Genomic DNA, 25,348 nt, shown 5'->3' on the forward strand with positions numbered 1-25,348 from the left:
TGACCTGTTTCCTTGGCTATCGTATGCCCAAGGGATACCTGCGTCCTTTCGGAACAATCTGGATCACAGTGACCGGACCGGTGAGATAACGTCCCCTTTTGGACTATCTACCACCTACTTTTTCCCCCGAAACACAGTTTTGGTTAACCTGTTCTGTTGTAAATCACATCCAGGTCGGGGTGACTTCAAGGCTCGTTTCCCCATTGGCAAAAGCCCTGTGAGCCCCTTTCTCAGTAAGCCTAATTGATGTCATCCATGAATCAGGACAAGCGCAGCGGGGTACATACTTCATTCTTTTTAACTCATTCCAGTGTACTATCATGCAAAAATTCCTTAAAAAAACACGGTTCGCTTTGTTAGCCGCCCTATTACTGACCACGGTTTCAATTATGGCTCAAACCGCTAACTACAAGCAACCCTTTACCATTGACCACAACGGGACGATTAAAGACAATGGCAGAACGTCGATTGGACTAATCACAAAAGACCAGCTTGTTAAAGACGCGAAGGGTCAGAAGATTGCCTTCGTCGATGGACAGGGCAACTTAGTGGACGCAAAAACCGGCAAGAAGATGGGTCGTATGGGTAAAAACGGCAAAACCTATGCTAACGCGGAGGGTGAACTGCTGTTTACCATTCGGGATAAGGCCGATAAAACCTGTGACATCTTCGACGGTAAAGGCAACAAGATCGGCAACGTTTACGACAGCTACAAAGGCAGCGCCTGCGCCCTCCATTGTTCCAACAATGGACTCAATAGTCGAACACACCGCCCTAACTAAGGCGGCCATCCCTCCATGAACCCTTCAGTCGGTGACAAGTCCCGACCCAGGCGAAAATTTCATTTTAAAAAAACGAGTTCAGCAACTTATGAAACCGATCCGATTCCTACTGGCCATTCCGGTCATCTGTTTTTTCTCACTAACCTCGTTAGCCCAGTCGAGCCTGGCTCAATCTACGGCTCCGGTACTGAGGGCCTACTATGGGGTGAAAGATGCGTTGGTTGCCGACGACGCAGCTAAAGCTAAACGTAAAGCGGATGAATTAGTCAAGGTGACCCGTCCTGAAAAGTGTTGACCGTTTATTGGTTATCCATCTTTTTGTTGACCACTAATTTATACCCTATTTTCGCCATCTGCCACATCCCTCACCTGCCTTTTGGGATAATAATTCTTCCACCTTCGCTTCAACTTTACTTCCCCTTTGTGAGCCTGGTCCGGAACCAGCATATCACAGCTCAGGTGGGGTCGCTTATAGTTGTACAGAAAAACGGCTTGCTCCAAGACCAACTCGGCTTGGGCTAACGAGTACACCGCTCGATGAGCCAGGTACTCATTCTTTAAAATGCCATTCACCCGCTCCGCAATCGGGTTCTCTAGCGGATCACCCGTCTCAGTCATGCTGATTTGTACATGATAGTTGTTTAGCAACCCAATGTAGATAGCGCTGCAATACTGAAGGCCCCGATCAGAATGGTGAATCAAGGCTTTGGCCGTTCGCTTCTTTATCTTCTTGAGGGCCATTTCCAAAGCCGCTTTACAATGAACAGCACCCAACGATGAACCTACACTATACCCCATGATTCGTTTGGAATAGGCATCGGTTACCAACGAAATATACAAGCATCCACCCTGAGTAAACCAATAAGTGATGTCCGATACCCACAATTGGTTAGGCCTGTCCACCACTAAGTTCTTGATCAGGTTGGGATATTTACGAAACGGATGCCCCGAAAAGGTGGTCTTTACTTTTCGTCGACGCCTTCTAATCAGCATCTTATGCCTGGCTAATAGCTCGAAAAAGGCATCCCGACCCAATTTTATTCCCCTTTCCAAAAATTCAGGCTGCAACAAATAATACAGTTTTCGTCCGCCGATCCGCGGATGTAGGCGACGAATAGGCCTGACCAGACGCAATACATTTAAGTCATCGTCTACCCCCTCATTTTGCCGTTGCCAATATTGGTAATAGCCCTGCCGGGTAAAACCAAGCACATCTTCCAGCCGCCGAATCGCGATGTTAGGATGATTCGTCAGCATGAACCGGATGGCTTGGTAACGGACTTTTTTTCGATGTCCACCCCCAGTTCGTGTTTAGCGATTCGAACTAAAGTTGAATAGTAAAGTGCCTTGAAGTTGGCCTCTTCCAACTGCTCTTCCAGGGTCAGTACCTTAGCACGCAATTCATCAACCTGTGATTTTGTCTTTGGCTTAGCGGGCCTGGCTGACCTTGGGGGCGGGGGCTGATCGATGTCGATGGCAGCCGTTTGCTGGCTGGCTTCGGCCTCCTCTTCAATTTTCTTCATCCAGCGCTGCACCGTCTGACGATTGACTTTCAGTCGTTCAGCGGCTTGGTCAATGTTGAGCTGACCGAGCAGAATTTGGGCGACAATTTGCCGCATGACACCTTCTGGCTGTTTCATGCGTAGCTTAACGAGCCTGTCCATAAATTGACTGTTTATGGTCAATATTTTTCAGGACAAGTCAAGGCCCTGAACATGATACCGATGGCTAGCCTATCGGCCGCTAACAAAAAAGCCTTCACCCTGGTTAAGACCAAAGCACTCAGCATAAGCAAGTTGGGCAGCGTAGTGGCGCAACGGGAAGAGTTTGCTGCCCTTTCGACGGGTATGATAGCCGTGACCAGGGCTGCCAAACCGGCAAAAGCCTACGTGCAATACTGCCCCATGAAGAACGCTTCCTGGCTGAGCGATTCCAGAGACGTTCGTAATCCGTACTACGGTGAAAAAATGCTCAAATGTGGATCAGTGAAGGAAGAAATTTAAGGCAGACCGCGCTTTAAACAGCGCACAGGCTGTTTCCAACGCAATTGTGACCGATAGCCGTACCGTAAATCTACGAGCAGGAGCCTGGATTTTGCCCGCTGCCTCTTCGGTACGGGGCGAACCGGGGCGGCTGAGCGACACCCTTACGGAGGTAGGACTGGGGCGGGCGACGGCTGAACAATCGACATCCATGTAACCTCTATTGGGCCAGCCCTGAAAAATTACGGCATTGCCCCGCTAACGGACCAGCGAAACGATAATGAAAAGATTAAAATGGTCCGACGTATCGGACAACGCATTATGATAGAAGGCCTGATAAAATTCTCGCTGCGTAACCGATTCATCGTGCTGCTGCTGGCCGCCGGGCTGTTCGGCTGGGGGGTGTACTCGGTAAAAACGAGCAAAATCGACGCCATCCCCGACCTCTCGGAGAATCAGGTTATCGTCTTCACCGAGTGGATGGGCCGTAGCCCGCAACTCATCGAAGATCAGATAACCTACCCGCTCGTGACCAATTTGCAGGGGTTGCCCCAAGTGAAATACGTGCGGGGCACCTCCATGTTCGGCATGAGTTTCGTGTATATCATCTTCAATGACGCCACGGATGTGTACTGGGCGCGGGAGCGGGTGCTGGAGCGACTAAACTACGCGGCCCGGCTGCTGCCCGGTGGCGTAACGCCTACTCTCGGCCCCGACGGAACGGGCGTGGGTCACATCCTCTGGTACACGCTCAACGCACCGGGCATCGACCTCGGCGAGCAGCGGGCCATTCAGGACTGGTACATTAAGTTCGGGTTACAAAACGTGCCGGGCGTGGCCGAAATCGCGTCGTTCGGTGGGTTCCAGAAGCAGTACCAGGTGACGCTCGACCCCAACAAACTGACCTACTACGGCCTGTCGGTGCCGCAGGTGATTGGGGCCGTTCGGGCCAACAACAACGAAGCGGGCGGGCGTAAGTTTGAGATGAGCGGCATTGGCTACATCATCAAAACTACGGGGTACTTACAGTCCGTCGAACAGATTCAGAACATCCCGCTCAAAACAGTCAACAGTGTGCCGGTGCGCGTGGCCGACGTAGCCACCGTACAGATGACTGGTGAAACCCGGCTTGGCATTTTCGACCTCAATGGCACGGGCGAAGCCGTGGGTGGCATTGTGGTGATGCGCTACGGTGAAAACGCCGACGCCGTCATTACGAATGTCAAGAAGAAAATGATCGAAGTAGCGAAGGGCCTGCCCGATGGGGTCAGTTTCAACATCGTTTACGACCGCAGCGGATTAATTCAGGAATCGGTCAACTCCATCACGCACACGCTCATCGAAGAGATGATTGTGGTCTCCTTGGTGGTATTTCTGTTTCTGCTGCACTGGCGGTCGGCTATCAGCATCATCATTCAGATTCCCATCACCATTGCTACGAGTTTTATTCTGCTCAATGCCTTCGATATTTCCTCCAATATCATGTCTCTCACGGGCATTGCGCTGGCCATCGGCGTGATTGTGGACAATGGCATCATTATGGCTGAAAACGCCTACCGAAACCTCGCCATCCGGCAGGCCGAACTCACCGCCGAACGCGACCGGCAGGTGTCGGTTAAGCAACCGAAAAATGGGGCAGTACCCCACACAACCGGTACCGGTTCTGCCGGGATAACAACGGGAGTACCCAAACCGAAACCCACCCCCCAAACGCACGACTAACCATGATAAAGAAATTAAAAAGCTGGTTTAGCAAGCCCATGTTCGGGCCGAAGAACTACGTCGACATACCGGACGAGGAACGTATCGCCATCATCGAGCGGTCGAGCATTCAGGTATCGCGGGGCGTGTTCTACTCCACGATTATCATCATCACGTCGTTTCTGCCCGTTTTTCTGCTCAGCGGTCAGGAAGGCAAACTGTTTCACCCGCTGGCCTGGACCAAAACGTTTATCCTGCTGGTGGATGCGTTTCTGGTTATCACGCTGGCCCAGGTTATGCTGTCGATTTTCATGAAGGGCCGCTTCAAGGACGACCACGCCAACCCCATCAACCGCTTTCTCGAACGGGTCTATGAGCCGGTGATTCGCTGGGTCATGCGCTGGCGCAAAACGACCATTGCCATCAACCTGCTGGCCCTGGCCATAAGCATACCGATGCTGATGAGTCTGGGGTCGGAGTTCATGCCGCCCCTGGATGAGCAAAGCATCCTGTTTATGCCCGTCACCCTGCCCGACATTTCCAACGCCGAAGTAAAGCGCATTTTGCAGGTGCAGGACAAGATTATCAAGTCGGTGCCGGAGGTGAGGCAGGTGCTGGGTAAAGCGGGCCGGGCCTCCACGGCTACCGATAACTCGCCCATCAGCATGATTGAAACGATCATTCAGCTAAAGCCCAAGTCTGAGTGGCGGGCGGGGCTGACCAAGCGCGACCTCATCAATGAACTGGATGACAAACTCCAGATTCCGGGCGTAGTCAACGGCTGGACGCAGCCCATCATCAACCGGATCAACATGCTGTCTACAGGCATCCGTACCGATGTAGGCATCAAAGTACACGGGCAATCGCTGGACAGTATCTACGCCGTATCGGAGCAGGTAAAAGCCGCCTTGCAGGGCATACCGGGTATCAAAGACCTGTACGTCGAACCCGTCACGGGCGGCAAATACCTCACCGTCGATATTAACCGGGAGGCTTTGGGCCGCTACGGGCTGAACGTGGACGATGTAAACAACGTGGTTGAATCAGCCATTGGCGGCTCCCCCATCGGGCAAACCATCGAAGGCCGCCGGCGATTCTCCATCAACGTCCGGCTGGCGCAGGATTACCGCAACAGCGTGGAGCGCATCCGGCGCATTCCCATCGCGACGGCCGCTTTGGGAACCATCCCGCTCTCGGCGGTGGCCACGATCCAGTTTGAGAATGGCCCGCCCATGATCTCGTCGGATAATGCGCTGCTGCGGGGCGCCGTCATGTTCAACGTCCGCGACCGCGATTTGGGTAGCACCGTGCAGGAAGCCATCGCCAAAGTCGACCAGACTCTAAAACTGCCCAACGGCTACTTTCTGGAGTGGAGCGGGCAGTACGAAAACCTGATTCGCGGGCAGCGTACCCTGCTCATCATTGCCCCGGTGGTGTTAATCGTCATTTTCCTCTCGTTGTACCTGGCCTTCGGCTCGGCTCGGGAAGCGTTTCTGAGCCTGATTACCATTCCCTTCGCCCTCATCGGCGGAGCCTACATGGTTTATTTCTACGGCGTAAACCTGTCGGTGGCTGTCGCGGTGGGCTTTATCGCGCTGTTCGGCATTGCCGTAGAAACGGGCGTGGTGATGGTTATTTACCTTAACGATGCTATGAAGCAACTCGTGGCCCGGCAGGGCAACTCACGCGACACCATCACCCGCGACGACCTGCGAGAAGCCGTAATCAATGGCGCGGCCAAACGACTCCGGCCCAAAATCATGACCGTTTCGGTGGCCCTGTTTGGCCTGGTGCCGGTGCTGTGGTCCACCGGCGTGGGGAGTGACGTGATGCTGCCCATCGTGCTGCCCATGATAGGGGGCGTTCTGACCTCTTCGACCCATATCCTGCTGGTGACCCCCTTAATTTTCTTACTCACGAAAGAATATGAACTTCGCAAATTTGGTAAGCTCGACGTACTGGAAGCGTCGCATTGAGGGGGTTTTGTTTCTCCTGCTCACGACCCTCTCCCTCCAAGCGCAGCCCGTGCTGCCGCTCGACAGCATTCTGGTGCGTATCAACCAGGACAATCCGCTGCTGAAACCGTTTGGCAGTCGGGCGGCCGCGGCTCGTGCCTACGCCGAGGGCGCGCGTAGCTGGATGGCGCCCATGGTGGGCTTAGGTACGTTTCGGGTGCCCTATCCGGGACAATCGCTCGCGGAAGGAAGCAACCGGGGCAGTCTGATCGTGGTGGCCGAGCAAACGATTCCCAATGCCGCCCGGCAGCGGGCAGAGCAAACGTATCAGCAGTCGAAAGCAGCCATCGACGTAGCGGCACGGGGGGTTACGCTCAACCAGCTTCGCAACGATGCCCGGCAACTGTATTACGACTGGCTCGTGCTGGAAAAACAACGAGCGATCCTCCTCGAAAATCAGCGCATTCTGCAACTGGCCAAGAAGTTAGCCGACATCCGCTACCCCTATCAGCAAGGAAGTCTGGGCAGTATCTATAAAGCACAGGGTAGGCTCGAAGAACTGGTCAATATGCTGCTAATGAACGAAAGTACCGCAGCCCGTAAACGTATCGGGCTGAATACGCTGATGAACCGCCCCAAAACGGATACGTTTCAAATCGACACCACCAACCGCCCGGAAGAACCCCTGCTGACCCTGCCCACGACGGATGAAATTGGCGAAGCCCGCTCCGACATTAAGCGCGTAGACAAGCAGATTCTGAGTATGCAGGCGGGCATCGAAGCACAGAAAGCCCGCGCCCGGCCCGACTTCAGGCTCAACTTCACCCATTTTTTGCCGTTTGTGGGGCCGGTCAGCCTGATGCCCCAGCAATTTACGCTGATGGGCATGATTTCGATTCCGATTGTGCCCTGGGCTGCCCGCGGTTACAAAGCCGAGATAAAAGGAATGCAGTTGGACATCGACGCGATGCGGTCCGAACGCGCCGGCATGCTCAACGACACGCAGGGGATGGTGGCTCAAACGCTCACCGATATCCGTACCCTGAAAACGCAGTTGAGCAATTACGAGACCCGGATTATTCCGGCTCTGCGCCGGAACTACGACACCCAACTGATTGCTTACGAGCAGAATAAGGGTGAGTTGCCCCTGGTTATTGATGCCTGGGAAACGCTGAACATGACCCAGATGGACTACCTGACCCGGTTGCAGGATTACTACCGCATGATTGTGAGTTATGAAAAAGAACTGGAGAAATAAACCCGAATTTTGGCTTCCCGGTTGGGTGTTAGGGCTGGTACTGGTAACCCTCTCTGGCTGCCAGTCGGGCACCGAGAATAAGGAGAGCCAGTCCCCGGCTAATCCCATCACCAGCGACCGGCCCGCGCATAACCACGCGGGTGAAGCCGCCGAATACACCTGCCCCATGCACCCCCAGATTGTGCAGGACGCGCCGGGTTCCTGCCCCATCTGCGGCATGGACCTGGTCAAAAAGCACCCCGCCGGTGTTGGCGACAGCATGGCGGTAGGGGCCGGCCTGAACGCCTTGCTTAAGCCGACCAATTCGGTGGTGGTGGCCAACATTGGTACCGTGCATCCCGAACGGCGCAATGAACCCGTTGCCGTCGATGCCAACGGCATCGTCACCTACGACACCCGCCGACTGTACACCATTCCGGCCCGGTTTGGGGGGCGCATCGAGAAACTCTACGTCCGCTATAACTACCAGCCCGTTCGCAAAGGGCAGAAACTCCTGGAACTCTACAGCCCCGACATCGTAACGGCGCAGCGGGAGTTGATTTACCTGCTCGAATCCGATGCCACCAACGCGCCCCTGATTGCCGCAGCGAAGCAAAAACTACGGCTGCTGGGCGTAACGGACGGACAGATTTCGGGTCTCGTCAACACACACAAACCAAGTTATTCCCTGGCCGTATTCAGCCCCTACGATGGCTACGTGGTAGAAGCAACGGCTCCCCCGCCAGACGCACCTACCCAACCCGGCATGGGGACCCCGTCGGGCAGAGGAATGGGGGGGGGGATGAGCAGTGGTACGGACGAAATTACCTTTTCTCAGCCCGCGCCCGCGTCGGAAAATATGGGTAGCCCATCGCCGTTGTTGCTGCGCGAGGGGCAGTACGTAACCACCGGGCAAACCCTGTTTCGGGTGGTCAACGCCGGTAAACTGTGGGCCGAGTTCCGGCTTTACGCCCGCGATGCTACTGATATCAAAACCGGTGACCCACTGACCATCACCTTCGACCAAACCCGGCAGGCTCCCCTGAAGGCGCGGGTCAGTTTGGTGGTGCCGTTTCTAGAAAATGGTACTCGCTTTACGACGATTCGGGTGTACTTACCCGGTGGAGCCAACACCCGCGTGGGGCAGTTGGCCCACGCCAAAATTCAACAACCGGCCACCAGGGGGCTGTGGCTTCCGGCCGCAGCGGTGCTGGATTTAGGGAATGAACAGGTCGCTTTTTTGCAAACCGGGGCGGGTATTTTCCAACCCGTTCGGGTGCAGACCGGCCCGCAGGCGGGTAACCAGATTGCCATCACGGGCGGACTGACCGCTGACCAGGCCGTAGCGGAGAACGCCCAGTTTTTAATCGACAGCGAAAGCTTTGTTAACGTAACTACCAAAAAATGAAGACGCTCATTCAATTAAGTGCCGGGTTTCTGCTGTTGCTGACGCTTGTCTCCTGCACGAAGCAGGGCGATAACGCGCAAACGGCCGACTCGACGGTGGCCCTGAGCGGGCATACTGAAGGCCGTCAGCATCCGGCCGGTACGCAGTACACCTGCCCCATGCACCCCCAGATTGTGCAGGACGCGCCGGGTTCCTGTCCCATCTGTGGCATGGACCTGGTACCCATCAAAAAGAATGGCTCAGCGAATACCACCCTCGTGCTGAGCGAAAGCCAGATGCAGCTTGCCAATGTGCGGGTGCAGCCCGTATCGAGCGGCAGCATCGGTAACGCGACGGTGCTGAACGCCCGCCTGGCCGCCGACCAGGAGAAAACCGATGTCATCAGCAGCCGCGTGGCGGGTCGCATCGACCGGCTGTACGTGAAAGAAACCGGTCAGGCTATCCGCAAAGGGCAGGTGCTGTACGAGATTTACAGCGAACCTCTTCTTACCGACCAGCAGGAGTACCTGGTGGCTCTGGCGCAGGAAGCGGCCTTTCCAGCGGAGAAAAAATACAGTCAGTTCCGGCAGGCCGCCGAGCAGAAACTCCGGCTCTACGGCATGACCCCGGCGCAGATTACCCAACTGGCCAGCACCAAAAAAGTGCAGCCGCGCATTCCGTTCGTGGCCCCGGCGGGTGGTACGGTTACGGAGGTAGCCGTTAGCGAAGGACAGTACGTGGCCGAGGGCGCATTGCTGTACCGGTTAGTGAACCTGAGCCAGCTATGGGTCGAAGCCGAGTTGTACGCGGGCGAATCGGGCTACGTAAAAGTAGGCGACCGGGTGCCGGTGGTCGTAGTAGGCAGCGAGAATTCGCAGCCACTCATGGCGCGGGTAGCGTTTATCAATCCCGAATACCGCGCCGGGAGTCAGGTGTTAACCCTACGGGCGGTGCTGCCCAATCCGGGTGGGCAGCTTCAGCCGGGGCAGCAGGCACGGGTGACCCTCCGGCACGGGGTTCAAAAAGGAATAACCCTTCCCACCACGGCTGTTGTTCGCGCTGGTGAAGGGGCGGTGGTGTTTGTGCAGACCGACACCAACACCTTCCAGCCGCGCCGGGTGCAGCTGGGCACCGAAACCGACGAGCGTGTGGCCATCACCGGGGGCCTAACCGGCGATGAAACCGTGGCCATGTCGGGGGCGTATCTGCTGTACAGCGAAATGGTCTTAAAAAAAGGCATTAACCCGTTCACGAAACAACCGGATACCGAGGGCGTAAAAACAACGCCCACCATCGAATCGAATCCAGCGCCTATGGCTGGCATGAAGATGTGAGGAACTGCTAACTGAAATCCGAATGGCGCGATGAACAACATGATGGATACTACGAAAGGCTTTATGGGCCTGGGAATGGTGACTGGCGGAGTATTTCTTCTGGTTCTGATACTTCTGTCGATTTGGTTTGTCAAAAAAATCAGCAACAAAACGTAAATGCAAGTACTTAATCCCGGTTTGTTTCTGGTTCCTGGTATCGCCTTATTTCTGGTGATTGTAGCTTATCTGTATTTTTTCCGACGAGTTCCCAACAAGTTTGCTTACCGGAAGTATATAGTTTTGGTAGCCGGGCTGGCTTTTCTATTGAATTTTCTTTGGGAAGTTTCGCAGGGTTTCCTGTATGTAGGCTACCAGTACGACTGGAAGCATATATCTTTCTGTGCGCTGGCCTCTGTAGCGGATGTGGTAATGGTTTTGATACTCTTCTACGGCTTTGTACTGGTCTATGGGGAGATAGGATGGACGCAAAATTTGACACCGATTCGGGTTGCACTACTGACCCTTGCCGGAGGGGCGGGTGCCATTGTGGCTGAAAAGATTCATACGGCAAGGGGTAGCTGGTCGTATACTGATGCCATGCCTATGCTTCTATGGGTGAATGTGGGCCTGATACCCGTGCTGCAATTCACCGTGTTGCCGCTACTTGTTTTTTGTGTTATACCAATGATGCGTATGCGACAGAGGAATTCCAAATCAAAAGAAAATAGGGGGAATGCAACTTACACATGCCCCAGGCATTTGGAAGTAAAATCAGACAAGCCAGGCAATTGCCCTAAATGCGGAATGGCTCTTGTAAAAGGAGACAATTAACCACTAACCAGTTAAAGCAAAAGGCAAATCATCAGCCTCATTGCCTCATTGGTCTCGGCACTTATCATGATTGTAGGATTCATACTTCAGGTGAGGATCACCAGGAAACTTTTGAAAGAAGTAAATAAACTCAGTGACGCTCAAAACAAACTGATAAGCCAGGCAAATACATCAGGTGCGTAATCGTTCTTGTAAACATTTCAAAATAGATCTGACTATGACAATCAATATGCAAATCTGCTGGCTTTTTATAGTAGCTATACCAATAGCTTGTGTAGCATGGACGGTAACTCATGAAGAGGTATTTCGCGAACCAAGAGAATATTGTGTTAAGCGCAGCCAAAATGGTAAGACTTTGCTGGAAAGAAAGTTTTTCTATCTGTTTACATGCGAGTATTGTTTTAGCCACTACCTGGTCATTTTAGTACTGGCTTTTACCGGATATAAACTGTTGCTGGAGGATTGGAGAGGTTATGTATTTGCTGGATTTGCATTGGTATGGGTAGCTACTATTTACATGAGTTTGTTTGGGTTAATACGCCAGGATATAAAAAAGGAAAAAACTGAAATTCAGTTAATGAAAGAAAAATCTGATAAATAATAAAACCGGGTAACAGCGGAACTGAAGAGCCGGGCAACAGCGGAACTGATGAAGCAATTTAAACTGTATCAAAATGGACAATCAACAAATGCAAAGCTGTATTGAGGCCTGTGATGCCTGTGCAGCAGCATGTGAAAAATGCGCAGAAGAGTGTCAGGGAGAACAAGGCATGGAACAGTGCGAAAAACTTTGCAGGGACTGTGCTGATGCCTGCCATAAATGTGCTGATGAATGCAGAAGCATGAGCAGTACAGCTTCTCAATCAGCACAAACATGCGCCGATGCCTGCCGTGCATGTGCCGAAGAGTGTGAAAAGCACAACAACGAAATGTGCAAAAAATGCGCAGAAGAATGCAGGAAATGTGAGGCAGAATGTAGAAAGATTGCGGCTTAAATTAAACAAACAGGCTATTAGAGAATGATAAACTGATAGCCTGTTTGTTAAATTTATCAGCCATGAAAATAGTATTACAAAGCAATACAGATAGTGTTCTTTACAAGTAAGACAAATTCAAATTGCATAAATTGTTACCTATGCCAAACACTTATTACCTTATTTTATTGGCAATGTTACTTTGTATTACAGCTTTAGCTGGTTGTTTGTACCTGCTTAAAAAAAGCATGGGTATAATAATAAAGGAACCAGCCAAAGATGTACCTGTAGAAGCGGGTAGCCTACCACAAAAACCGGCATGGGTAAGGTTTCATGTGCATTATTACGGTTTTGCACTACTGTTCCTTGCCTTTGATATGGAAATGGCATTTATGTATCCCTGGGCGGTTGTTTATAAAGAGTTGGGCATAACGGCACTTATTGATATGGGTGTTTTCCTAATGATACTTTTTCTCGGACTGTTGTATACCTGGAGCCAGGGTGGTTTAAAAAGACAATAACTATGGAAAGTCAATCAATCAAGTACGGAAGCAGAAAAGGAAAACAAACTGCCTTTAAGCAACTGTTGTCAGGAGTTGCCAGTAAGTCACTGTGGGTATTTCCTGTTCCGGGTCTGAACGGTTTGTTAGCCAAAGGCTTTAATCCACATCAAAAAGGAGTAAACATTGCTACGACACCAAAGCATGCAAATGTATTGCTCGTTACTTCACCGCTGCCTGAAAAACTAACAACGTATGCAGCGAATGCATATGCTCAAATGCCTCGTCCCCGTTTGCTGGTTTTTGTAGGCATTAGTTCCATTGATCCGCTACCGTCTCCCCACTTTGTTTTGTCTACTGATGAAATTAATCTTCTTTCTCAAAAAATTTCTTTTTCCCATGCGTGGTCTGAAGAGGCTGTGGCTTATGAGCTTCCTGATACCGATGACGGCAAGAGCGTTTATACCTGCCCCATGCACCCAGAGGTTCAAAGTGACCAGCCAGGGAACTGCCCCAAATGCGGGATGGCACTGGTGAAAAAGGACGATGAGGTGAAGTCAATAGATAAGTTCGGCAACAAAGGGGAAAAGCAGCAGCATGAACACATGTACGCTGAAGTAAAGGAAGATAAAGACATTTTCACCTGTCCTATGCATCCTGAAATACAAAGTGATAAGCCCGGCAATTGCCCGATATGTGGAATGACACTGGTGAAAAAGCACCATGAAGAACAGCAAGCAGGTATGACTAAAAATGAAGTTGATGGACACCATCTTCATGAACACAGGCGGGGAGTCATGAACCTTCGTGAACCTGAAAGCAAGCAATCCCTAAATAAAGAAGTGGCAGATGATAAAAATGTTTACACATGCCCTATGCATCCTGAAGTGCAAAGTAATGAAGCGGGTCAATGCCCTAAGTGTGGAATGAGGTTGGTGAAAAAGGAAGAGGAAAAAGGAAACGAGTTGAAAGGCGAAGAAGAAAATAAAAGCCAACACCACAATCAAGATACGCAAAATCATCACGGGCATCCAATTGAAAACGATGTGGATACTCACGACATGAACGTGGATGAACAGAAAACGCAGGATGTGCAAGGGCATGATAAGAGTAAACATGAAGGGCATGAGGATATGGCAGGCATGAGTGGTAGGGAGGGTGGCTTTATGTCAATGGTGCAAATGACGAAGGATATGCCCCGAAGTGAAGATGGCCTGGCAATGGAGATGAGCGATGTTTTTTTTGGTCCGTTTCATCCCGGGTTACCGGGAGGGCTGCTGGTAAAAATGAAGCTGGATGGTGATACTGTCATGAAGGCAACGATTGAAAGGGATATAGCATCGCAGCATCTGTTACGTCCTTTTCCCAAATTACTTTCGCAGCTTCCGCAGCATCTTTCCCAACTTAATCCTTTACTGCATTCAACTTATCACCTGTTGGTTTATAAAGCACTTTCTAATATGGGTGATAGCAATGATTTGGTGGATGAAGTTGCCTTTCTTGAAAAAGACCGCATAGGCAGCCACCTGAATTGGTTGAGCCTTTTTAGTAGAACGATTGGCGACCGTGAATTACACTACCAGGCATCAAAACTATGCTATGAATATCAAACAGGAAAAGCAGCCAAAGCAAATATTTTAATGCTTACGGGTAACGCAGAGAAGACGCTTTATCTCAAAAAGAGGCTAAATAATATTGGAATAATACCGGAACATCTTCTTCAATCAGTTACCGGACCAATTGCAAGAGCGGCAGGTATGGAGAAAGATATGCGCCAGTCTATGCCTGCTTACCAACACAAAAATTTTAAACCAATAATGCTTCATGAAAATAATGCCTGGGGGCAGTTGCAGGTAAGGCTTGCAGAAATAGATCAAAGCGTAAAACTGCTTGGCGATGAAAATTTAAATAAGAAAATCATTCTTCCTGAAATCAATAATAGTGATTTGCCTGGGGAACAAAAAGGGGAAGCCGCGGTGGAAGCGCCCAATGGAAAATTACAATTGTCAATAGAAATAAATGATGGACAGGTGAAAAGCATTGCCATAGAAGCGGCTTCAAAAGTACTTGCCGACGTGGTGCCACAGATTACCAAAGCACAGGAACTTTCGAATGCATTGGTAAGCATTGCTTCATTGGATATTTCGCCCTGGGAAATGGATGCGTAATTCCGGTCAGTTATATTGGGTTTAGGATAAAAAATTAAAGGAAAGGAACTATGTGGATACTACTAATTGGTTTGTATCTCTTTTCTGTTTACTTCTTATCCGTTCTGGAACGGCGGATGGTATATAAAAAATGGAACTTTGCGGCTCCCTTTTCCACACTGGCATTTTTGCTGGTACAGGAAGATGTAAAGCCCCATCAACGGGATAGGATTTTTTATGAAACGGCGCCTGTTTTATTTATTGCCGCGGCATTAATGGCTGTTGGCGTTTTGCCCTTTGCCAAAGGCTTTATCATCACCGGACTTTCAACAGGCGCTTTATTTATTAATGCCGCTTTTGCTTATATCATGGTAGCAATAGTGATGGCTGGATGGGCGCCAAACGGCGTATATAGCATGATTGGGGGGTGGCGATTTCTGGCACAGTTAATTGCCTACTCAATGCCCATTGTGATGGCGATTACCGCTACGGTAATGAGAGCGGAATCTATGAGCTTAGTGAATATTGTAGCTTCTCAAACACATCTATGGAATATCATTTACCAACCAGTTGGCTTTGTGCTTTTTTACGTTGCCGCGATGGCGCTTGCTTTCCTGCCGCCGTTTGATTTACCCCTGGCACCCGGCGAACTGGCAGAAGGAGTTTGGGCCGAATTTACAGGGGTCAAGTTACTGCTCTTCCGGCTTGGCAGGTTGATGCTGATTTTATCGCTTTCGCTGGCAGTAACGGTTTTGTTTTTAGGTGGATGGGAAGGGCCCCTGTTGCCTGGGTTTGCATGGACCTTTATAAAAACAATTCTGGTCGCTGCTTCATTTTTCCTTTGCGGACAATATGTACCGCGTGTTCAACACGATGATCTGCTGGAATGGAGTTGGAAGCTACTGACACCGTTGGCTTTATTTAATATTCTTTGGGTAGGTATTTTATTATTGTTATGAACATGGAACGAATAATTTTTTTGCTCTTGTTTGGCTCAACCGCTATCTGGTTTGCCTGGAGAGTGTTTATGACTAAATCCATGATACGTTCAGCTCTTTCTTTGCTGGCTTCAATGGTGGCAATAGGCATACTGTTTCTTGTGATGCAGGCTGAGTTTTTGGGTGTTTTGCACATTATGATGATGGCTACTGAAATGACGATTATGGCAATCTTTATGATGATGTTTATGATGGACCCCGGTGGTATGGGCGATATGGATATGAGCCATCAAAAGAAGTATTCCAGTGTGTTTGCTTTCCTTTCCGGTGCCAGTTATGCAGCCGCCATTCTTTTTACCCAATGGCCAATAACGGCAGATGCAGTGCCCGCACCTGCACAGCAAAACCACGACCTCGGTATCGAGCTAATGCAACGCTCCATGATGATTTTTGAAACGGCGGGCGTATCCATTTTAGTGGCGATGATTGCAGCAACGGCAACGGCACTCTCATTTAATTCAGTAAACAAATGATGACGGAACTAATTATTGTACTGGTGATCGCGGCAGTTTTATTTGGGATTGGTGTTTACGGCGCGCTCAGTCAAACCAACCTGGTTATGATAATGATGGGTATAGAGCTGATGCTGGGAGCCGCCATGCTTAATCTGGTAGCCTTTTGGTTTTACCTGCATCCTAAAACATTTTCGCTGCAAATGTTTGTGCTGGTAGTCATGACGGTAATGGCGCTTGAAGCGGTAGTGGGGTTTGGTGTGGCAACGCAACGGTTTCGCTCCAAAGGGTCGGTAGAAGTGGAAGAGGCAGCAGATTTAAAAGAGTAAATCAAGGAGATTAACATACTATACCAAAGAATGCAAATACTGTTACTTATTATTATACTCGCACCTTTTACGGCATCCCTGCTTACGTATATGCTGCGCATCCGGAACGGTCGGTTGCCTATCATTGCGGCATCTTTATCACTCGCTGCTGCTTTGTTCTTGCTGAATTCCGGGGGTAAAAGTCTTTCAGCAAATTATTTTTATCCCGGCTTGCCCAACCAACCCTTTCAATTACAGGCAACCAATTCAGCGTTGGTGCTTACTACCGTAATTTTATTGGTAGCGCTATCCATTTTTATCTATTCACCGCAATACATGCGAAAAGAAAATGGCAAAAACTGGTTTTGGGGAGGTATCTCTTTGTTTCTGTCTGCTATGCTGCTGTTGGTATTTGCCGGCGATTGGGTGCTGTTCATTACCGCCTGGGAAATCATGGGTTTTGCTTCCTTCCTCCTGATAGCTACCTGGTATGAAAAGCCGGAAGCGCAACAGGGTGCAGTAAAGGCGTTCATGCTCACCCGGTTTACCGATATGGGTTTGTATCTCGGCATTTTTGTTGTTATACTCACTTCGGGAAACGCGCAGGTATTTCACGGTACAGCTTCACAAATCTCAACTTTGGGCGGCCTCTTTTTTTTACTTGCTGTGATGGGTAAATCTGCCCAGGTTCCATTTCAGAGCTGGCTGTCTGGTGCCATGGCAGGTCCCACTCCTGTTTCCGCATTGCTGCATTCCGCCACAATGGTAGCTGCTGGTGCGGTATTACTTTTCAGAATTTATCCACTGCTTAACGAAGATGTTTTGTTAGTTACCGGCTTGGTTGGGGGCACTACCATATTGGTTACCGGGCTCACCGCTATCGCTTCCCGGGATGTAAAACAACTGCTCGCAGCCTCCACTTCCAGCCAGCTTGGGTTTATGCTATTGGCGATTGGCGCAGGCAGCCCCGGAGCAGCTTTTGCCCATTGGATAGCGCATGCCTTTATGAAAAGCAGTTTGTTTCTGGGTGCCGGTATTTTTCAGCATGAATACAACAGCACTTCTTTTCAAAAACTTGAGGGCACAGGAAAAAACAGGAAGGCAACCATGCTCGCCTTTTTCATTGCAGCCATCGCTTTATCCGGCATCCCGCCCCTGTTTGGTTATTGGTCTAAAGATGGGATACTGGCAGCAACGTCACAGTCATCCCATACCGCTTTATTTTTTTCAGTGGCTATTGCCGGTGCATTTCTAACGGCGGTTTATATGGGCAAAGCGGTAAAAAGATTGTGGCAGGGGACGCCCAAAAACGAGGAAGGACCGGAGCCGAAACAAATGCTCACTGCCATTTCTATCCTTATCGCATTTGTCATGGCGGGGGGCTTCTTCCTGGAGTACGTAGTAACGATTGCCGGTTACGGACTGCCATCAGACAGTTTAAGTAAGGTTGTTGGTATTGTTACAGCCATTGCAGGATTGGCAGCAGGCTGGCTTTTAAAAGAAAGTTGGTTTACTGGAAAGGTATGGAATACGGTAAGAGATAATTTTTCTATCGCCGGCGGTTACCAGTATCTGGTGGTTAAACCCACGTTGGCATTCGCCGGATATGTTTATAAAGTAGAATTGCTGATGCAGTATTTTATTCAAAAAACAGGAACTTCCTTTCTACAAATTGCCCATGCTGCTTTTAACACGGATACGCTTTTGAATAACCTTATGAACGGGATGGGCACTGCCGGTATAGCCTTAAGTAACGGCACGAAATCTTTTGAAGAAGAGGCAGTGGAAGCGGGCGTTTACGGTATATCTGCCACTGTAAAGGAGAGCGGAAGATGGGGTAGAAAATTACAATCCGGTTTGGTACACAAAGAACTGGTGATAACCGTTGCAGGTATGCTGGTTTTAATTTTTTTACTAATAGCCCTTATCAAGTATGCCTGATAACTTTCCCTTTCTCACGATTATTTTGCTGTTGCCATTGGCAGGCATGCTGCTGATACTGTTGTTGAAATCAACCTATCCGAAAGCAGCTTACCCAGTTAGCGTTGTTATTTCGGGAGTTGCGTTATTGCTGACCATCTGGTTTGGCGCATCGGGCAGGGTGGGCAATTTCGCTCATATCGAAGAAGCAAGCTGGATCCCTTCCCTAGGTGCGGCATACCGTCTTGGATTGGATGGCATCAGCTATCCGCTGGTATTGCTTTCCACTATTCTGTTCTTTTCGGTTTTTATTTTTTCTTCAAAAATTGAAAAAGAAATACCACGTTATTTTTCGTTGCTGCTATTGTTGCAAGCTGCCTGCCTTGGCGTGTTTCTGTCGCTTGATTTATTGCTGTTCTACGTTTTTTTTGAAATAACACTGGTGGGCATGTATTTTTTAATTGCCGGTTGGGGGCACGAGAATCGCAAGAAAGCCGCCATCACCTTTTTTATATATACACTTATCGGTAGCCTGGTGCTGTTGCTGGCACTGCTTTCCCTTTACCTGAATACGACACCGCATACGTTTGATATGCGGGTATTAATGGAGAAACGTGCTTTAACCGGAACAATTGCTGCCTTTACCTTTTGGGGATTGTTCATCGCTTTTGCCATTAAAACGCCCTTATTTCCTTTCCATACCTGGCTTCCGTTGGCGCATACCGAAGCTCCGGCTACCGGCAGTGCTATACTTGCAGGCATCTTATTGAAATTAGGCACGTATGGCTTCATCCGTTTTGCTTTACAAATGATGCCCGAAACATTCCGGCAGTATGCCACCTATGTGATGGTTATTGCCGTGATTTCGGCAGTATACGGCGCACTGGTTGCAATGGCGCAAACCGATATAAAGCGAATGGTGGCTTATACCAGTGTAAACCACATGGGCTACCTGGTATTTGGTGTGGCTGTTGCAGCCGTTGCTCCGCCAACTCAAGGCGTGCAGGCGTTAGATGGCGCTGTACTTCAAATGTTCAGTCATGGTATTGTTACCGGCTGTTTGTTTTTGCTGATTGGCAGCCTACAGGAGCGATTAACAACAAGAGAGATGCCCGCCATTCAGGGTTTATTAAGAACATTTCCCTTGCTAAGCGCACTTTTTATTATCGCTTCTTTTGCTTCGCTTGGCTTACCCGGACTGGCGCATTTTCCGGCAGAGTTTCAAATTTTTCTAGGGGGATACAGTGTCTATCCGGTTGCTGTTGGTGTTATGCTCATTGGTCTTGTTATCACTGCGGGTCTTTATTTGCGGGCCATTCAAATGTCGTTTATGGGCACGCCAGATAAAGCAATTTTTACAATACAAACCGATTTGAAAAGTTATGAGCAATGGGCTATCGTGCCCCTGATTATTTTAATTATTGCGGTTGGTTTATTTCCAAATATTGTTTTATCCATTATTCACCAAACAACCAAACTGTTCGGCTTATGAATATGGGAAAAGATATTGTATTGATTTTACCACAAATTATTGTCTTGCTTACAGCCGCAATGGCCTTGGTTTTTACCATGTTGTTCAAGCATAAAAATAGTATGTGGACTGTTATCACCGGTATGCTGGCTGCTGTTGTTATCACTGCCCTAAAACTTAATCAGTACGCTACTGCATTTTCCGGCACCTTTAGAATAGACGCATTGAGTCAATGGGCAGTACTTATTCTTTGCCCCGCTGTGGCGCTTAGTTGTTTGTTGGCAAGAGATGAATTAAAAAACACGCCCAGGGAAGGTACTGTTTACGTCCTGCTGGCATTTTCTGTTTTAGGTTCTTTATTGCTGGCTGGAAGTGGTGATATCATGTTCATTGTGCTGGGATTATTAATTAGCAGTTTGAGTGGGTTTGCATTAGTTGCTTATCCTAAAACGGATGCGGCTACCGAAGGCGCTTTAAAATATTTTGTCTATGGCTCGGTTACGGGTGGCATTATGGTATTCGGGTTAACCTATTGGGTAGGTATGACCGGCAGCACGTTGCTATCCTCTCTTCAAAGTTTAAACAACTCGCCTTATATTTTAGTGATTGGGTTTGTTGCGCTGCTTGCAGGGATTGGATACGCTGCTTCCTTATTTCCCTTCCATTTCTGGACACCCGATGCTTTTGAAGGCGCTCCGGTTTCTGTTGCTGCCCATCTTTCTGTGGTTCCAAAAATAGGGGCTTTGTTTGCACTCGCCCAGGTAATGAAAAACATTCCGGATAGCGAAAGCATATCGTTACTTGTGGGCATCATTGCAGTGCTCTCCATGACCTTTGGGAATGTTGTTGCCCTATGGCAAAAGAATGTGGTTCGGTTGCTTGCTTACTCAACCGTTGCCCAGGCGGGGTATTTTCTATTGGCTATCACAGTATTTAAAAACAGCCGTTTGGCAGCACCTGCTTTAATCATTTTTGCATTGGCATACGCAGCCATGAATATTGGTTCATTTGCCATTGTACAATGGGCAGGCAAAAGCCTAGATGACTTTAAAGGATTGGCGCAGAAACATCCCATAACATCAATTGACATGACAGTTTTATTGTTATCTCTTGTAGGTGTTCCGCCGTTAGCTGGTTTCGCGGGAAAGTTTTTATTATTCGGTGCAGCGATGAACAATGGCTACGCGTGGCTGGCTATTGCCGCTGTCCTCAACAGTGTTATTTCTCTGGCAGTGTATCTGCGCATCATTGTTCCTATGTATGCTAAAGAAACGTTGGTAGAAAAAGAAAGGTCTCCAATTATTGTTGTTTGGAAAATCTGTGTTGTAGTAACCGTAGTGGCAGGTATAGGAGTACAATGGTTACTAAAGATAATAGGATGATTTGTTTCAGATAAATTGTTAGCTTGACTGAAAGTTTTCGCGCTCTTTTCTGCTACGTTCAGTTTTGATCAGAGAAGCGTGAAATTTAATGAATTGGCTGAATCGTCGTACCGAGAAATTGTAGTGATTTATCCTGCACAGTGCTGCTCAGTTTCCTACTGGCAAAAAAATAACTCGGTTACCCCTCGTCATGCTTCTGGTAAAGGTTGTGTCGCGTTTTCTTTACGCAACTTACCTGTTTAAATCTGTACAGCCCCCTCCTACTCAACTGACATTTCTGTCCAATAAAAGGCTTGTGAATGCTAATTAAAGAACCCGTTATTTGGCTATCAGTGAATGAGTTGTACACGATCAGCAACCGCTGGAAATCGTTCAGATAAACCTCCAATTCAAATTGAAACCAGCTAGGATGTGAATTGGGAAGGAAACTGACTTTTCAGCTAACTGTACTGAACCAATCACTTCGCTCAGAAGCTGCACCAATCAAACCTGAATGCGGCTTTTCGTGTCGACTACTGTGCCGACAAAATCACCAGTTTTTTTAATTAGGTTTATGCAGAGAATGCAGTAATGAATTAAGTAGTGAATCGACCGCCTTAGGAACAAATTAATGTTTGAAGCCGTAGCGAAATAGCCGCGCCATGACCCATTAACTCTTCCGCCAGGGCCATCCGTTCAACCAACGGGCCAATCAGCCGTAAGCCTTCAGGACTCAGTTGCTGGTAAGTAATTTTTTTGATGAAACTGTCCAGGGAAACCCCGCTGTAGGCTATCGCGTACCCATTGGTGGGCAGGGTATGATTGGTACCCGACGCGTAATCACCAACTGACACGGGGGTCAGGTTACCTAAGAAAACAGACCCGGCATTGTAAATACGTTGAGCGACAGCATCAACATCCTTAGTGACCACAATCAGGTGTTCGGGCGCGTACAAGTTGGTGAGAGCAATACCCTCTGCTAACGTAGGCACTAAAATCAGACGACCGTTTTTCAATGCCTGCCGGGCGAAAGCATTCCGGGGCAGGCCTTCCAGTTGCCGGACAACTTCTTTGTTTACCTGATCCAAGAGGGGCTCCGAGGTAGTAACCAGCAGACACTGGCTGTCAGGGCCATGTTCGGCCTGCGCTAAGAGGTCGGCCGCTATGAAAGCCGGATTGGCCGTGGCATCCGCCAGAATCAGTACCTCAGAGGGTCCGGCTGGCATATCAATCGCTATTCCGTCCCGGCTGACGAGCTGTTTAGCGCCCGTCACGTACTGATTTCCCGGTCCGAACAGTTTGGAAACGCGCGGGATTGTTTCCGTTCCATAAGCCATTGCCCCAATGGCCTGAGCACCCCCGACTTTATAAATATGGTGAATGCCAATTAGTTCGGCCGTGTACAAAATGGCCGGATGGACAGTACCATCTTTAGCGGGTGGAGTACAGATGATAATTTCGGGGCAGCCCGCCAGGATAGCCGGAACACCCAGCATCAGTACAGTTGAAAACAAGGGGGCGGTACCCCCCGGCACGTACAAGCCGACCCGCTGAATCGGAACCGACCGGCGCCAGCACTGCACACCCGGCATTGTTTCTATAATCCGGGGCACCTCCCACTGGGCCTGGTGGAACGTAGTGATGTTCGCCTGCGCCTGCCGAATAGCGGCTTTTAACTGGTCATCCACCAGCCCGGCAGCAACAGCCTTTTCTTCCTGGGTGACTTCCAGGGCGGAAAGAGAAACCCCATCTAACTGCCGGGTGAGATCATAAACAGCCTGGTCCCCCTGGTTCTTTACGGCGTGAAGTAGGGCCTGAATACGGGCTTCCATTCCCCCGGAATTACTGGCGGGACGGGTAATGAGCTGGGGCCAATCCGAGGCCGGGCTATTTTTGTAGATGCGCATCGTTACTGCTGGAAAAGGGGTTGATTGATTTGATAGGTTCTATTTTACTGCCTGGGCAAACCAACTACTGACCCGGAGATAGCTGCTTTTTAGGCCGAAAGACAACCAGTGCTGCCATGAGTAGCCCCAGGGTCAGCAAGCCACCGTAGAGAAAATTCTGGCCCGGAAACTGACTACCCGTGAACCCGGCGATGGGATAGGCAATGGCCCACCACAAATGCGAAAACGCGAAGTGCGACCCGAACACTTTGCCCTGCTGAGAACGCTCAATCTGTTCGCCAATGAGTGTTTCCGACGGGATTTCTGCCAGACTTTGCCCCAGTCCCGCCAGTACCCACAGCCCCAGCAACACCGGATAGCCCACGTAGTTGGCCCCGGTGATCGCCAACCCCAACAGCAATGCCCCCACAATCAGCGATACTCGCCGACTCGTTGTTTTGTCAAAACCTCCACCAAAGGCGGCCAGCGTGGCTCCGACGCCGAAGGCCCCCATCACCCAGCCGTAGTAGGTGTCGGGCAGGTGCAGCCCGTCTTTAACATGGCCAATGGTATTCACCAGTATCTGCGCCCCGGCAATAGCTGACACAAACTCGATGGCCAGTGAAAACCTGATTAGTGGATTGCCAAACAACAACCTGGCCCCATTGAGTACGTCGGCCCAGGCCGAGAGTGGTTTTTCGGGCCGCTCTTTTGCCGAAGCCGTATTGAGCAAATCACCGGGCAACAGCAGAATCAGCACACCCGCTACGACGAACGACACGGCATCGACAAAGAAAATATCCCGTGCCCCCAGCCACACGGCGAGAATCCCGGCCAGCCCTGGCCCTAGTACGCCCAGCAGTTGAAACGTCGCCGTCGATAAGCCAATTGCCTGCCGGTAATACGCTTTCTCTACCACCTGCGGAATGATGGATTTATAGGTTGGAGTGAAAAAGGCGTTGAACACATTCAAGAAAAAAACCAGTACGTAAATCTGCCACTCAGCGTTCACGAACGGCAGACAGGTGACAATGCCCATCCGAATGAAATGGGTGACGTACAGGATTTTCTTGCGGTCGATGCGGTCGGCCAGCACCCCGGCGAAGGGCGAAAAAATGATAAATGCCGTCACCCGCAGCGTCAGGGCCGACGAGAGAATAATCGCCGACCGCTCACGCCCGAACTGATACGGAAGCAGAGCCAGCCCTACCCAGGTAAAGGCATCGCCGAGCAGGCTGATGGTCTGGGCGAAATACAACTTGGCAAACGTACGGCTGCGCAGCGACTGAAACGGTTCGAGCAGGAGCGAAAAGGGTGACGGGGTAGGCATAATCTGTTTGTTACCTGAGTTTAGTTGATGTTGCCCGTACCGAGGATAACGATGCGGTCACTGGCTTGCAGGCCGCTGACTACCTCAACGATATCGCCCTGCCTGGTCCCCGTTTTAATGACCTGTTTCAGAAAGCGTTCCGGGGTTTTCTGTACGAAGACATACACCCTGTCGTTTTCGGATACCAACGCCGATTGCGGCACCGACAGCACCGACGTCCCCCCCCCTTTTCCGGCTCATAACGGGTGCCGTAGCAAACGGCTCAAACCACGATTTTTCTTTATTGTACCCAATCTCGCCGGTGGTGGGTTCGGGGGCGGGTTGGCTGGCAATGGCCGTTGGTTCGTCGGCATACACCGTTACGTCTTTGACCACAAACTGTTCGGTATAAGCCGGGGTAACCAGATCAATCGTCACGGTGCCGCGTCCGGCCGTTGCGGGTTTCAGCGCAAAGCGGAAGTTGCCGGGAGCTACGGGCTTGATGAGTGTTTCGGTATAGTCTACTTTACCGTCGATAGTCAACGTCAGCGTCACAGTGGCTTCGGTATAGGGGCTAAACGTCTGGCCCAGCCGGGTCAGGTGCGCCGTAAAGCGGTTGGGCCGCCCGACCACCGGTGGGCGATATTCGGCAAAAAGCTCGGTGTGTTCGGTGTACATCGTGCTTGATTTGGCCCGTAAAGCCGGGTTTGGGGCTACAGTGCTGGTGGCCGTCGCGGGCGTGGTGGTTTGGGCCATCAGGGCGTTACCAGATAAAGTGATGACCGTTAAAAGACTTCCAAACCGGTGATTAGTTTTCATAAAGATTCGATTTTT

General features: G+C 50.0%; 26 protein-coding genes. 20 read left to right on the plus strand and 6 right to left on the minus strand.

Translation table 11 applies throughout. The annotated features are described in order from the left end of the window. Positions 1-320 precede the first annotated feature (320 nt). Entirely contained in the window at positions 321-782 is a 462-nt protein-coding gene (locus B156_RS0126300) for an LURP-one-related/scramblase family protein (protein WP_018622792.1), read from the plus strand. Between the two features lie 88 nt (positions 783-870). Further along, on the plus strand, positions 871-1,077 hold the full coding sequence (locus B156_RS30010; RefSeq protein ID WP_018622793.1) for a DUF3347 domain-containing protein: 207 nt from the start codon (positions 871-873) through the stop codon (positions 1,075-1,077). Positions 1,078-1,115: 38 nt separating this feature from the next. On the opposite strand, the gene B156_RS0126310 is transcribed toward B156_RS30010, so the two are convergent. Both B156_RS0126310 and B156_RS0126315 read right to left on the minus strand, forming a co-directional pair. Next, the gene (locus tag B156_RS0126310) at positions 1,116-2,039 is read right to left on the minus strand and encodes an IS3 family transposase (protein WP_018622794.1); all 924 of its coding nucleotides are present in this window, start codon (positions 2,037-2,039) and stop codon (positions 1,116-1,118) included. Then, a complete protein-coding gene (locus B156_RS0126315) occupies positions 2,033-2,446 on the minus strand; it encodes a helix-turn-helix domain-containing protein (protein ID WP_026261081.1) in 414 nt (137 codons plus the stop codon). The genes B156_RS0126310 and B156_RS0126315 overlap by 7 nt, the downstream gene beginning before the upstream one ends. Positions 2,447-2,506: 60 nt before the next feature. Here B156_RS0126315 and B156_RS0126320 point away from each other — a divergent pair, with 60 nt between their 5' ends. From B156_RS0126320 to B156_RS0126405, 18 genes are all read left to right on the plus strand, one after another. Then, positions 2,507-2,785: a DUF3347 domain-containing protein gene (locus B156_RS0126320; RefSeq protein WP_018622796.1), complete on the plus strand. Its 279-nt coding sequence runs from the start codon at positions 2,507-2,509 to the stop codon at positions 2,783-2,785. Between the two features lie 46 nt (positions 2,786-2,831). Continuing rightward, the gene (locus B156_RS31640; protein ID WP_157627193.1) at positions 2,832-2,981 is read left to right on the plus strand and encodes a hypothetical protein; all 150 of its coding nucleotides are present in this window, start codon (positions 2,832-2,834) and stop codon (positions 2,979-2,981) included. 104 nt (positions 2,982-3,085) lie between these two features. Beyond that, complete coding sequence (locus tag B156_RS0126325) at positions 3,086-4,486, plus strand: efflux RND transporter permease subunit (RefSeq protein WP_018622797.1); 1,401 nt, start codon at positions 3,086-3,088, stop codon at positions 4,484-4,486. A 2-nt stretch (positions 4,487-4,488) separates the two neighbouring features. Then, the gene (locus tag B156_RS0126330; protein ID WP_018622798.1) at positions 4,489-6,441 is read left to right on the plus strand and encodes an efflux RND transporter permease subunit; all 1,953 of its coding nucleotides are present in this window, start codon (positions 4,489-4,491) and stop codon (positions 6,439-6,441) included. Continuing rightward, positions 6,392-7,678 (plus strand): TolC family protein, encoded by a 1,287-nt coding sequence (locus B156_RS0126335; RefSeq protein WP_018622799.1) that lies wholly within the window; start codon positions 6,392-6,394, stop codon positions 7,676-7,678. The genes B156_RS0126330 and B156_RS0126335 overlap by 50 nt, the downstream gene beginning before the upstream one ends. Continuing rightward, positions 7,656-9,065, plus strand: coding sequence for a heavy metal-binding domain-containing protein (locus tag B156_RS0126340; RefSeq protein WP_018622800.1), 1,410 nt, complete (start codon positions 7,656-7,658; stop codon positions 9,063-9,065). Before B156_RS0126335 ends, B156_RS0126340 begins: the two co-directional genes overlap by 23 nt. Further along, positions 9,062-10,378, plus strand: a complete 1,317-nt coding sequence (locus tag B156_RS30015; protein ID WP_018622801.1) for an efflux RND transporter periplasmic adaptor subunit — start codon at positions 9,062-9,064, stop codon at positions 10,376-10,378. Before B156_RS0126340 ends, B156_RS30015 begins: the two co-directional genes overlap by 4 nt. 156 nt (positions 10,379-10,534) lie before the next feature. Next, positions 10,535-11,188, plus strand: coding sequence for a heavy metal-binding domain-containing protein (locus B156_RS30020; protein WP_018622803.1), 654 nt, complete (start codon positions 10,535-10,537; stop codon positions 11,186-11,188). A gap of 217 nt (positions 11,189-11,405) precedes the next feature. Further along, positions 11,406-11,789, plus strand: a complete 384-nt coding sequence (locus tag B156_RS0126360) for a hypothetical protein (protein ID WP_018622804.1) — start codon at positions 11,406-11,408, stop codon at positions 11,787-11,789. Between the two features lie 73 nt (positions 11,790-11,862). Continuing rightward, positions 11,863-12,183: a four-helix bundle copper-binding protein gene (locus B156_RS31170; RefSeq protein ID WP_084757903.1), complete on the plus strand. Its 321-nt coding sequence runs from the start codon at positions 11,863-11,865 to the stop codon at positions 12,181-12,183. Positions 12,184-12,323: 140 nt separating this feature from the next. Continuing rightward, a complete protein-coding gene (locus B156_RS0126370; RefSeq protein ID WP_026261082.1) occupies positions 12,324-12,683 on the plus strand; it encodes an NADH-quinone oxidoreductase subunit A in 360 nt (119 codons plus the stop codon). Positions 12,684-12,685: 2 nt separating this feature from the next. Next, positions 12,686-14,830 carry a heavy metal-binding domain-containing protein gene (locus B156_RS0126375; RefSeq protein ID WP_018622807.1) on the plus strand — a complete coding sequence of 715 codons (2,145 nt, stop codon included), beginning with the start codon at positions 12,686-12,688 and terminating at the stop codon, positions 14,828-14,830. A 50-nt stretch (positions 14,831-14,880) separates the two neighbouring features. Further along, positions 14,881-15,768, plus strand: coding sequence for a complex I subunit 1/NuoH family protein (locus B156_RS0126380; protein ID WP_018622808.1), 888 nt, complete (start codon positions 14,881-14,883; stop codon positions 15,766-15,768). Positions 15,769-15,770: 2 nt separating this feature from the next. Next, on the plus strand, positions 15,771-16,280 hold the full coding sequence (locus B156_RS0126385; protein WP_211211255.1) for an NADH-quinone oxidoreductase subunit J family protein: 510 nt from the start codon (positions 15,771-15,773) through the stop codon (positions 16,278-16,280). Continuing rightward, positions 16,277-16,588 carry an NADH-quinone oxidoreductase subunit NuoK gene (nuoK, locus tag B156_RS0126390; RefSeq protein ID WP_026261083.1) on the plus strand — a complete coding sequence of 104 codons (312 nt, stop codon included), beginning with the start codon at positions 16,277-16,279 and terminating at the stop codon, positions 16,586-16,588. Before B156_RS0126385 ends, nuoK begins: the two co-directional genes overlap by 4 nt. Before the next feature lie 90 nt (positions 16,589-16,678). Further along, the gene (locus B156_RS0126395) at positions 16,679-18,508 is read left to right on the plus strand and encodes an NADH-quinone oxidoreductase subunit 5 family protein (RefSeq protein WP_157627194.1); all 1,830 of its coding nucleotides are present in this window, start codon (positions 16,679-16,681) and stop codon (positions 18,506-18,508) included. Next, entirely contained in the window at positions 18,501-19,979 is a 1,479-nt protein-coding gene (locus tag B156_RS0126400) for a complex I subunit 4 family protein (protein WP_018622812.1), read from the plus strand. The genes B156_RS0126395 and B156_RS0126400 overlap by 8 nt, the downstream gene beginning before the upstream one ends. Beyond that, complete coding sequence (locus B156_RS0126405) at positions 19,976-21,340, plus strand: NADH-quinone oxidoreductase subunit N (RefSeq protein WP_018622813.1); 1,365 nt, start codon at positions 19,976-19,978, stop codon at positions 21,338-21,340. Before B156_RS0126400 ends, B156_RS0126405 begins: the two co-directional genes overlap by 4 nt. Positions 21,341-21,936: 596 nt before the next feature. Here the strand turns inward: B156_RS0126405 and hisD are convergent. From hisD to B156_RS0126420, 4 genes are all read right to left on the minus strand, one after another. Then, positions 21,937-23,226 carry a histidinol dehydrogenase gene (gene hisD / locus B156_RS0126410; RefSeq protein WP_018622814.1) on the minus strand — a complete coding sequence of 430 codons (1,290 nt, stop codon included), beginning with the start codon at positions 23,224-23,226 and terminating at the stop codon, positions 21,937-21,939. 64 nt (positions 23,227-23,290) lie between these two features. Further along, positions 23,291-24,535, minus strand: a complete 1,245-nt coding sequence (locus B156_RS0126415; RefSeq protein WP_018622815.1) for an MFS transporter — start codon at positions 24,533-24,535, stop codon at positions 23,291-23,293. 20 nt (positions 24,536-24,555) lie between these two features. Beyond that, positions 24,556-24,738, minus strand: a complete 183-nt coding sequence (locus B156_RS32735; protein ID WP_483852520.1) for a permuted SH3 domain-containing protein — start codon at positions 24,736-24,738, stop codon at positions 24,556-24,558. Continuing rightward, entirely contained in the window at positions 24,650-25,333 is a 684-nt protein-coding gene (locus tag B156_RS0126420) for a hypothetical protein (protein ID WP_018622816.1), read from the minus strand. The genes B156_RS32735 and B156_RS0126420 overlap by 89 nt, the downstream gene beginning before the upstream one ends. Positions 25,334-25,348: the final 15 nt, after the last annotated feature.

The sequence above is a fragment of the Spirosoma luteum DSM 19990 genome (assembly GCF_000374065.1).
Classification (GTDB): domain Bacteria; phylum Bacteroidota; class Bacteroidia; order Cytophagales; family Spirosomataceae; genus Spirosoma; species Spirosoma luteum.

Coding starts and splice junctions, on each gene's coding strand:
- B156_RS0126300 (WP_018622792.1), top strand. CDS start 321: ATGCAAAAATTCCTTAAAAAAACACGGTTCGCTTTGTTAGCCGCCCTA.
- B156_RS30010 (WP_018622793.1), top strand. CDS start 871: ATGAAACCGATCCGATTCCTACTGGCCATTCCGGTCATCTGTTTTTTC.
- B156_RS0126310 (WP_018622794.1), bottom strand. CDS start 2,039: ATGCTGACGAATCATCCTAACATCGCGATTCGGCGGCTGGAAGATGTG.
- B156_RS0126315 (WP_026261081.1), bottom strand. CDS start 2,446: ATGGACAGGCTCGTTAAGCTACGCATGAAACAGCCAGAAGGTGTCATG.
- B156_RS0126320 (WP_018622796.1), top strand. CDS start 2,507: ATGGCTAGCCTATCGGCCGCTAACAAAAAAGCCTTCACCCTGGTTAAG.
- B156_RS0126325 (WP_018622797.1), top strand. CDS start 3,086: ATGATAGAAGGCCTGATAAAATTCTCGCTGCGTAACCGATTCATCGTG.
- B156_RS0126330 (WP_018622798.1), top strand. CDS start 4,489: ATGATAAAGAAATTAAAAAGCTGGTTTAGCAAGCCCATGTTCGGGCCG.
- B156_RS0126335 (WP_018622799.1), top strand. CDS start 6,392: ATGAACTTCGCAAATTTGGTAAGCTCGACGTACTGGAAGCGTCGCATT.
- B156_RS0126340 (WP_018622800.1), top strand. CDS start 7,656: ATGAAAAAGAACTGGAGAAATAAACCCGAATTTTGGCTTCCCGGTTGG.
- B156_RS30015 (WP_018622801.1), top strand. CDS start 9,062: ATGAAGACGCTCATTCAATTAAGTGCCGGGTTTCTGCTGTTGCTGACG.
- B156_RS30020 (WP_018622803.1), top strand. CDS start 10,535: ATGCAAGTACTTAATCCCGGTTTGTTTCTGGTTCCTGGTATCGCCTTA.
- B156_RS0126360 (WP_018622804.1), top strand. CDS start 11,406: ATGACAATCAATATGCAAATCTGCTGGCTTTTTATAGTAGCTATACCA.
- B156_RS31170 (WP_084757903.1), top strand. CDS start 11,863: ATGGACAATCAACAAATGCAAAGCTGTATTGAGGCCTGTGATGCCTGT.
- B156_RS0126370 (WP_026261082.1), top strand. CDS start 12,324: ATGCCAAACACTTATTACCTTATTTTATTGGCAATGTTACTTTGTATT.
- B156_RS0126375 (WP_018622807.1), top strand. CDS start 12,686: ATGGAAAGTCAATCAATCAAGTACGGAAGCAGAAAAGGAAAACAAACT.
- B156_RS0126380 (WP_018622808.1), top strand. CDS start 14,881: ATGTGGATACTACTAATTGGTTTGTATCTCTTTTCTGTTTACTTCTTA.
- B156_RS0126385 (WP_211211255.1), top strand. CDS start 15,771: ATGGAACGAATAATTTTTTTGCTCTTGTTTGGCTCAACCGCTATCTGG.
- nuoK (WP_026261083.1), top strand. CDS start 16,277: ATGATGACGGAACTAATTATTGTACTGGTGATCGCGGCAGTTTTATTT.
- B156_RS0126395 (WP_157627194.1), top strand. CDS start 16,679: ATGCTGCGCATCCGGAACGGTCGGTTGCCTATCATTGCGGCATCTTTA.
- B156_RS0126400 (WP_018622812.1), top strand. CDS start 18,501: ATGCCTGATAACTTTCCCTTTCTCACGATTATTTTGCTGTTGCCATTG.
- B156_RS0126405 (WP_018622813.1), top strand. CDS start 19,976: ATGAATATGGGAAAAGATATTGTATTGATTTTACCACAAATTATTGTC.
- hisD (WP_018622814.1), bottom strand. CDS start 23,226: ATGCGCATCTACAAAAATAGCCCGGCCTCGGATTGGCCCCAGCTCATT.
- B156_RS0126415 (WP_018622815.1), bottom strand. CDS start 24,535: ATGCCTACCCCGTCACCCTTTTCGCTCCTGCTCGAACCGTTTCAGTCG.
- B156_RS0126420 (WP_018622816.1), bottom strand. CDS start 25,333: ATGAAAACTAATCACCGGTTTGGAAGTCTTTTAACGGTCATCACTTTA.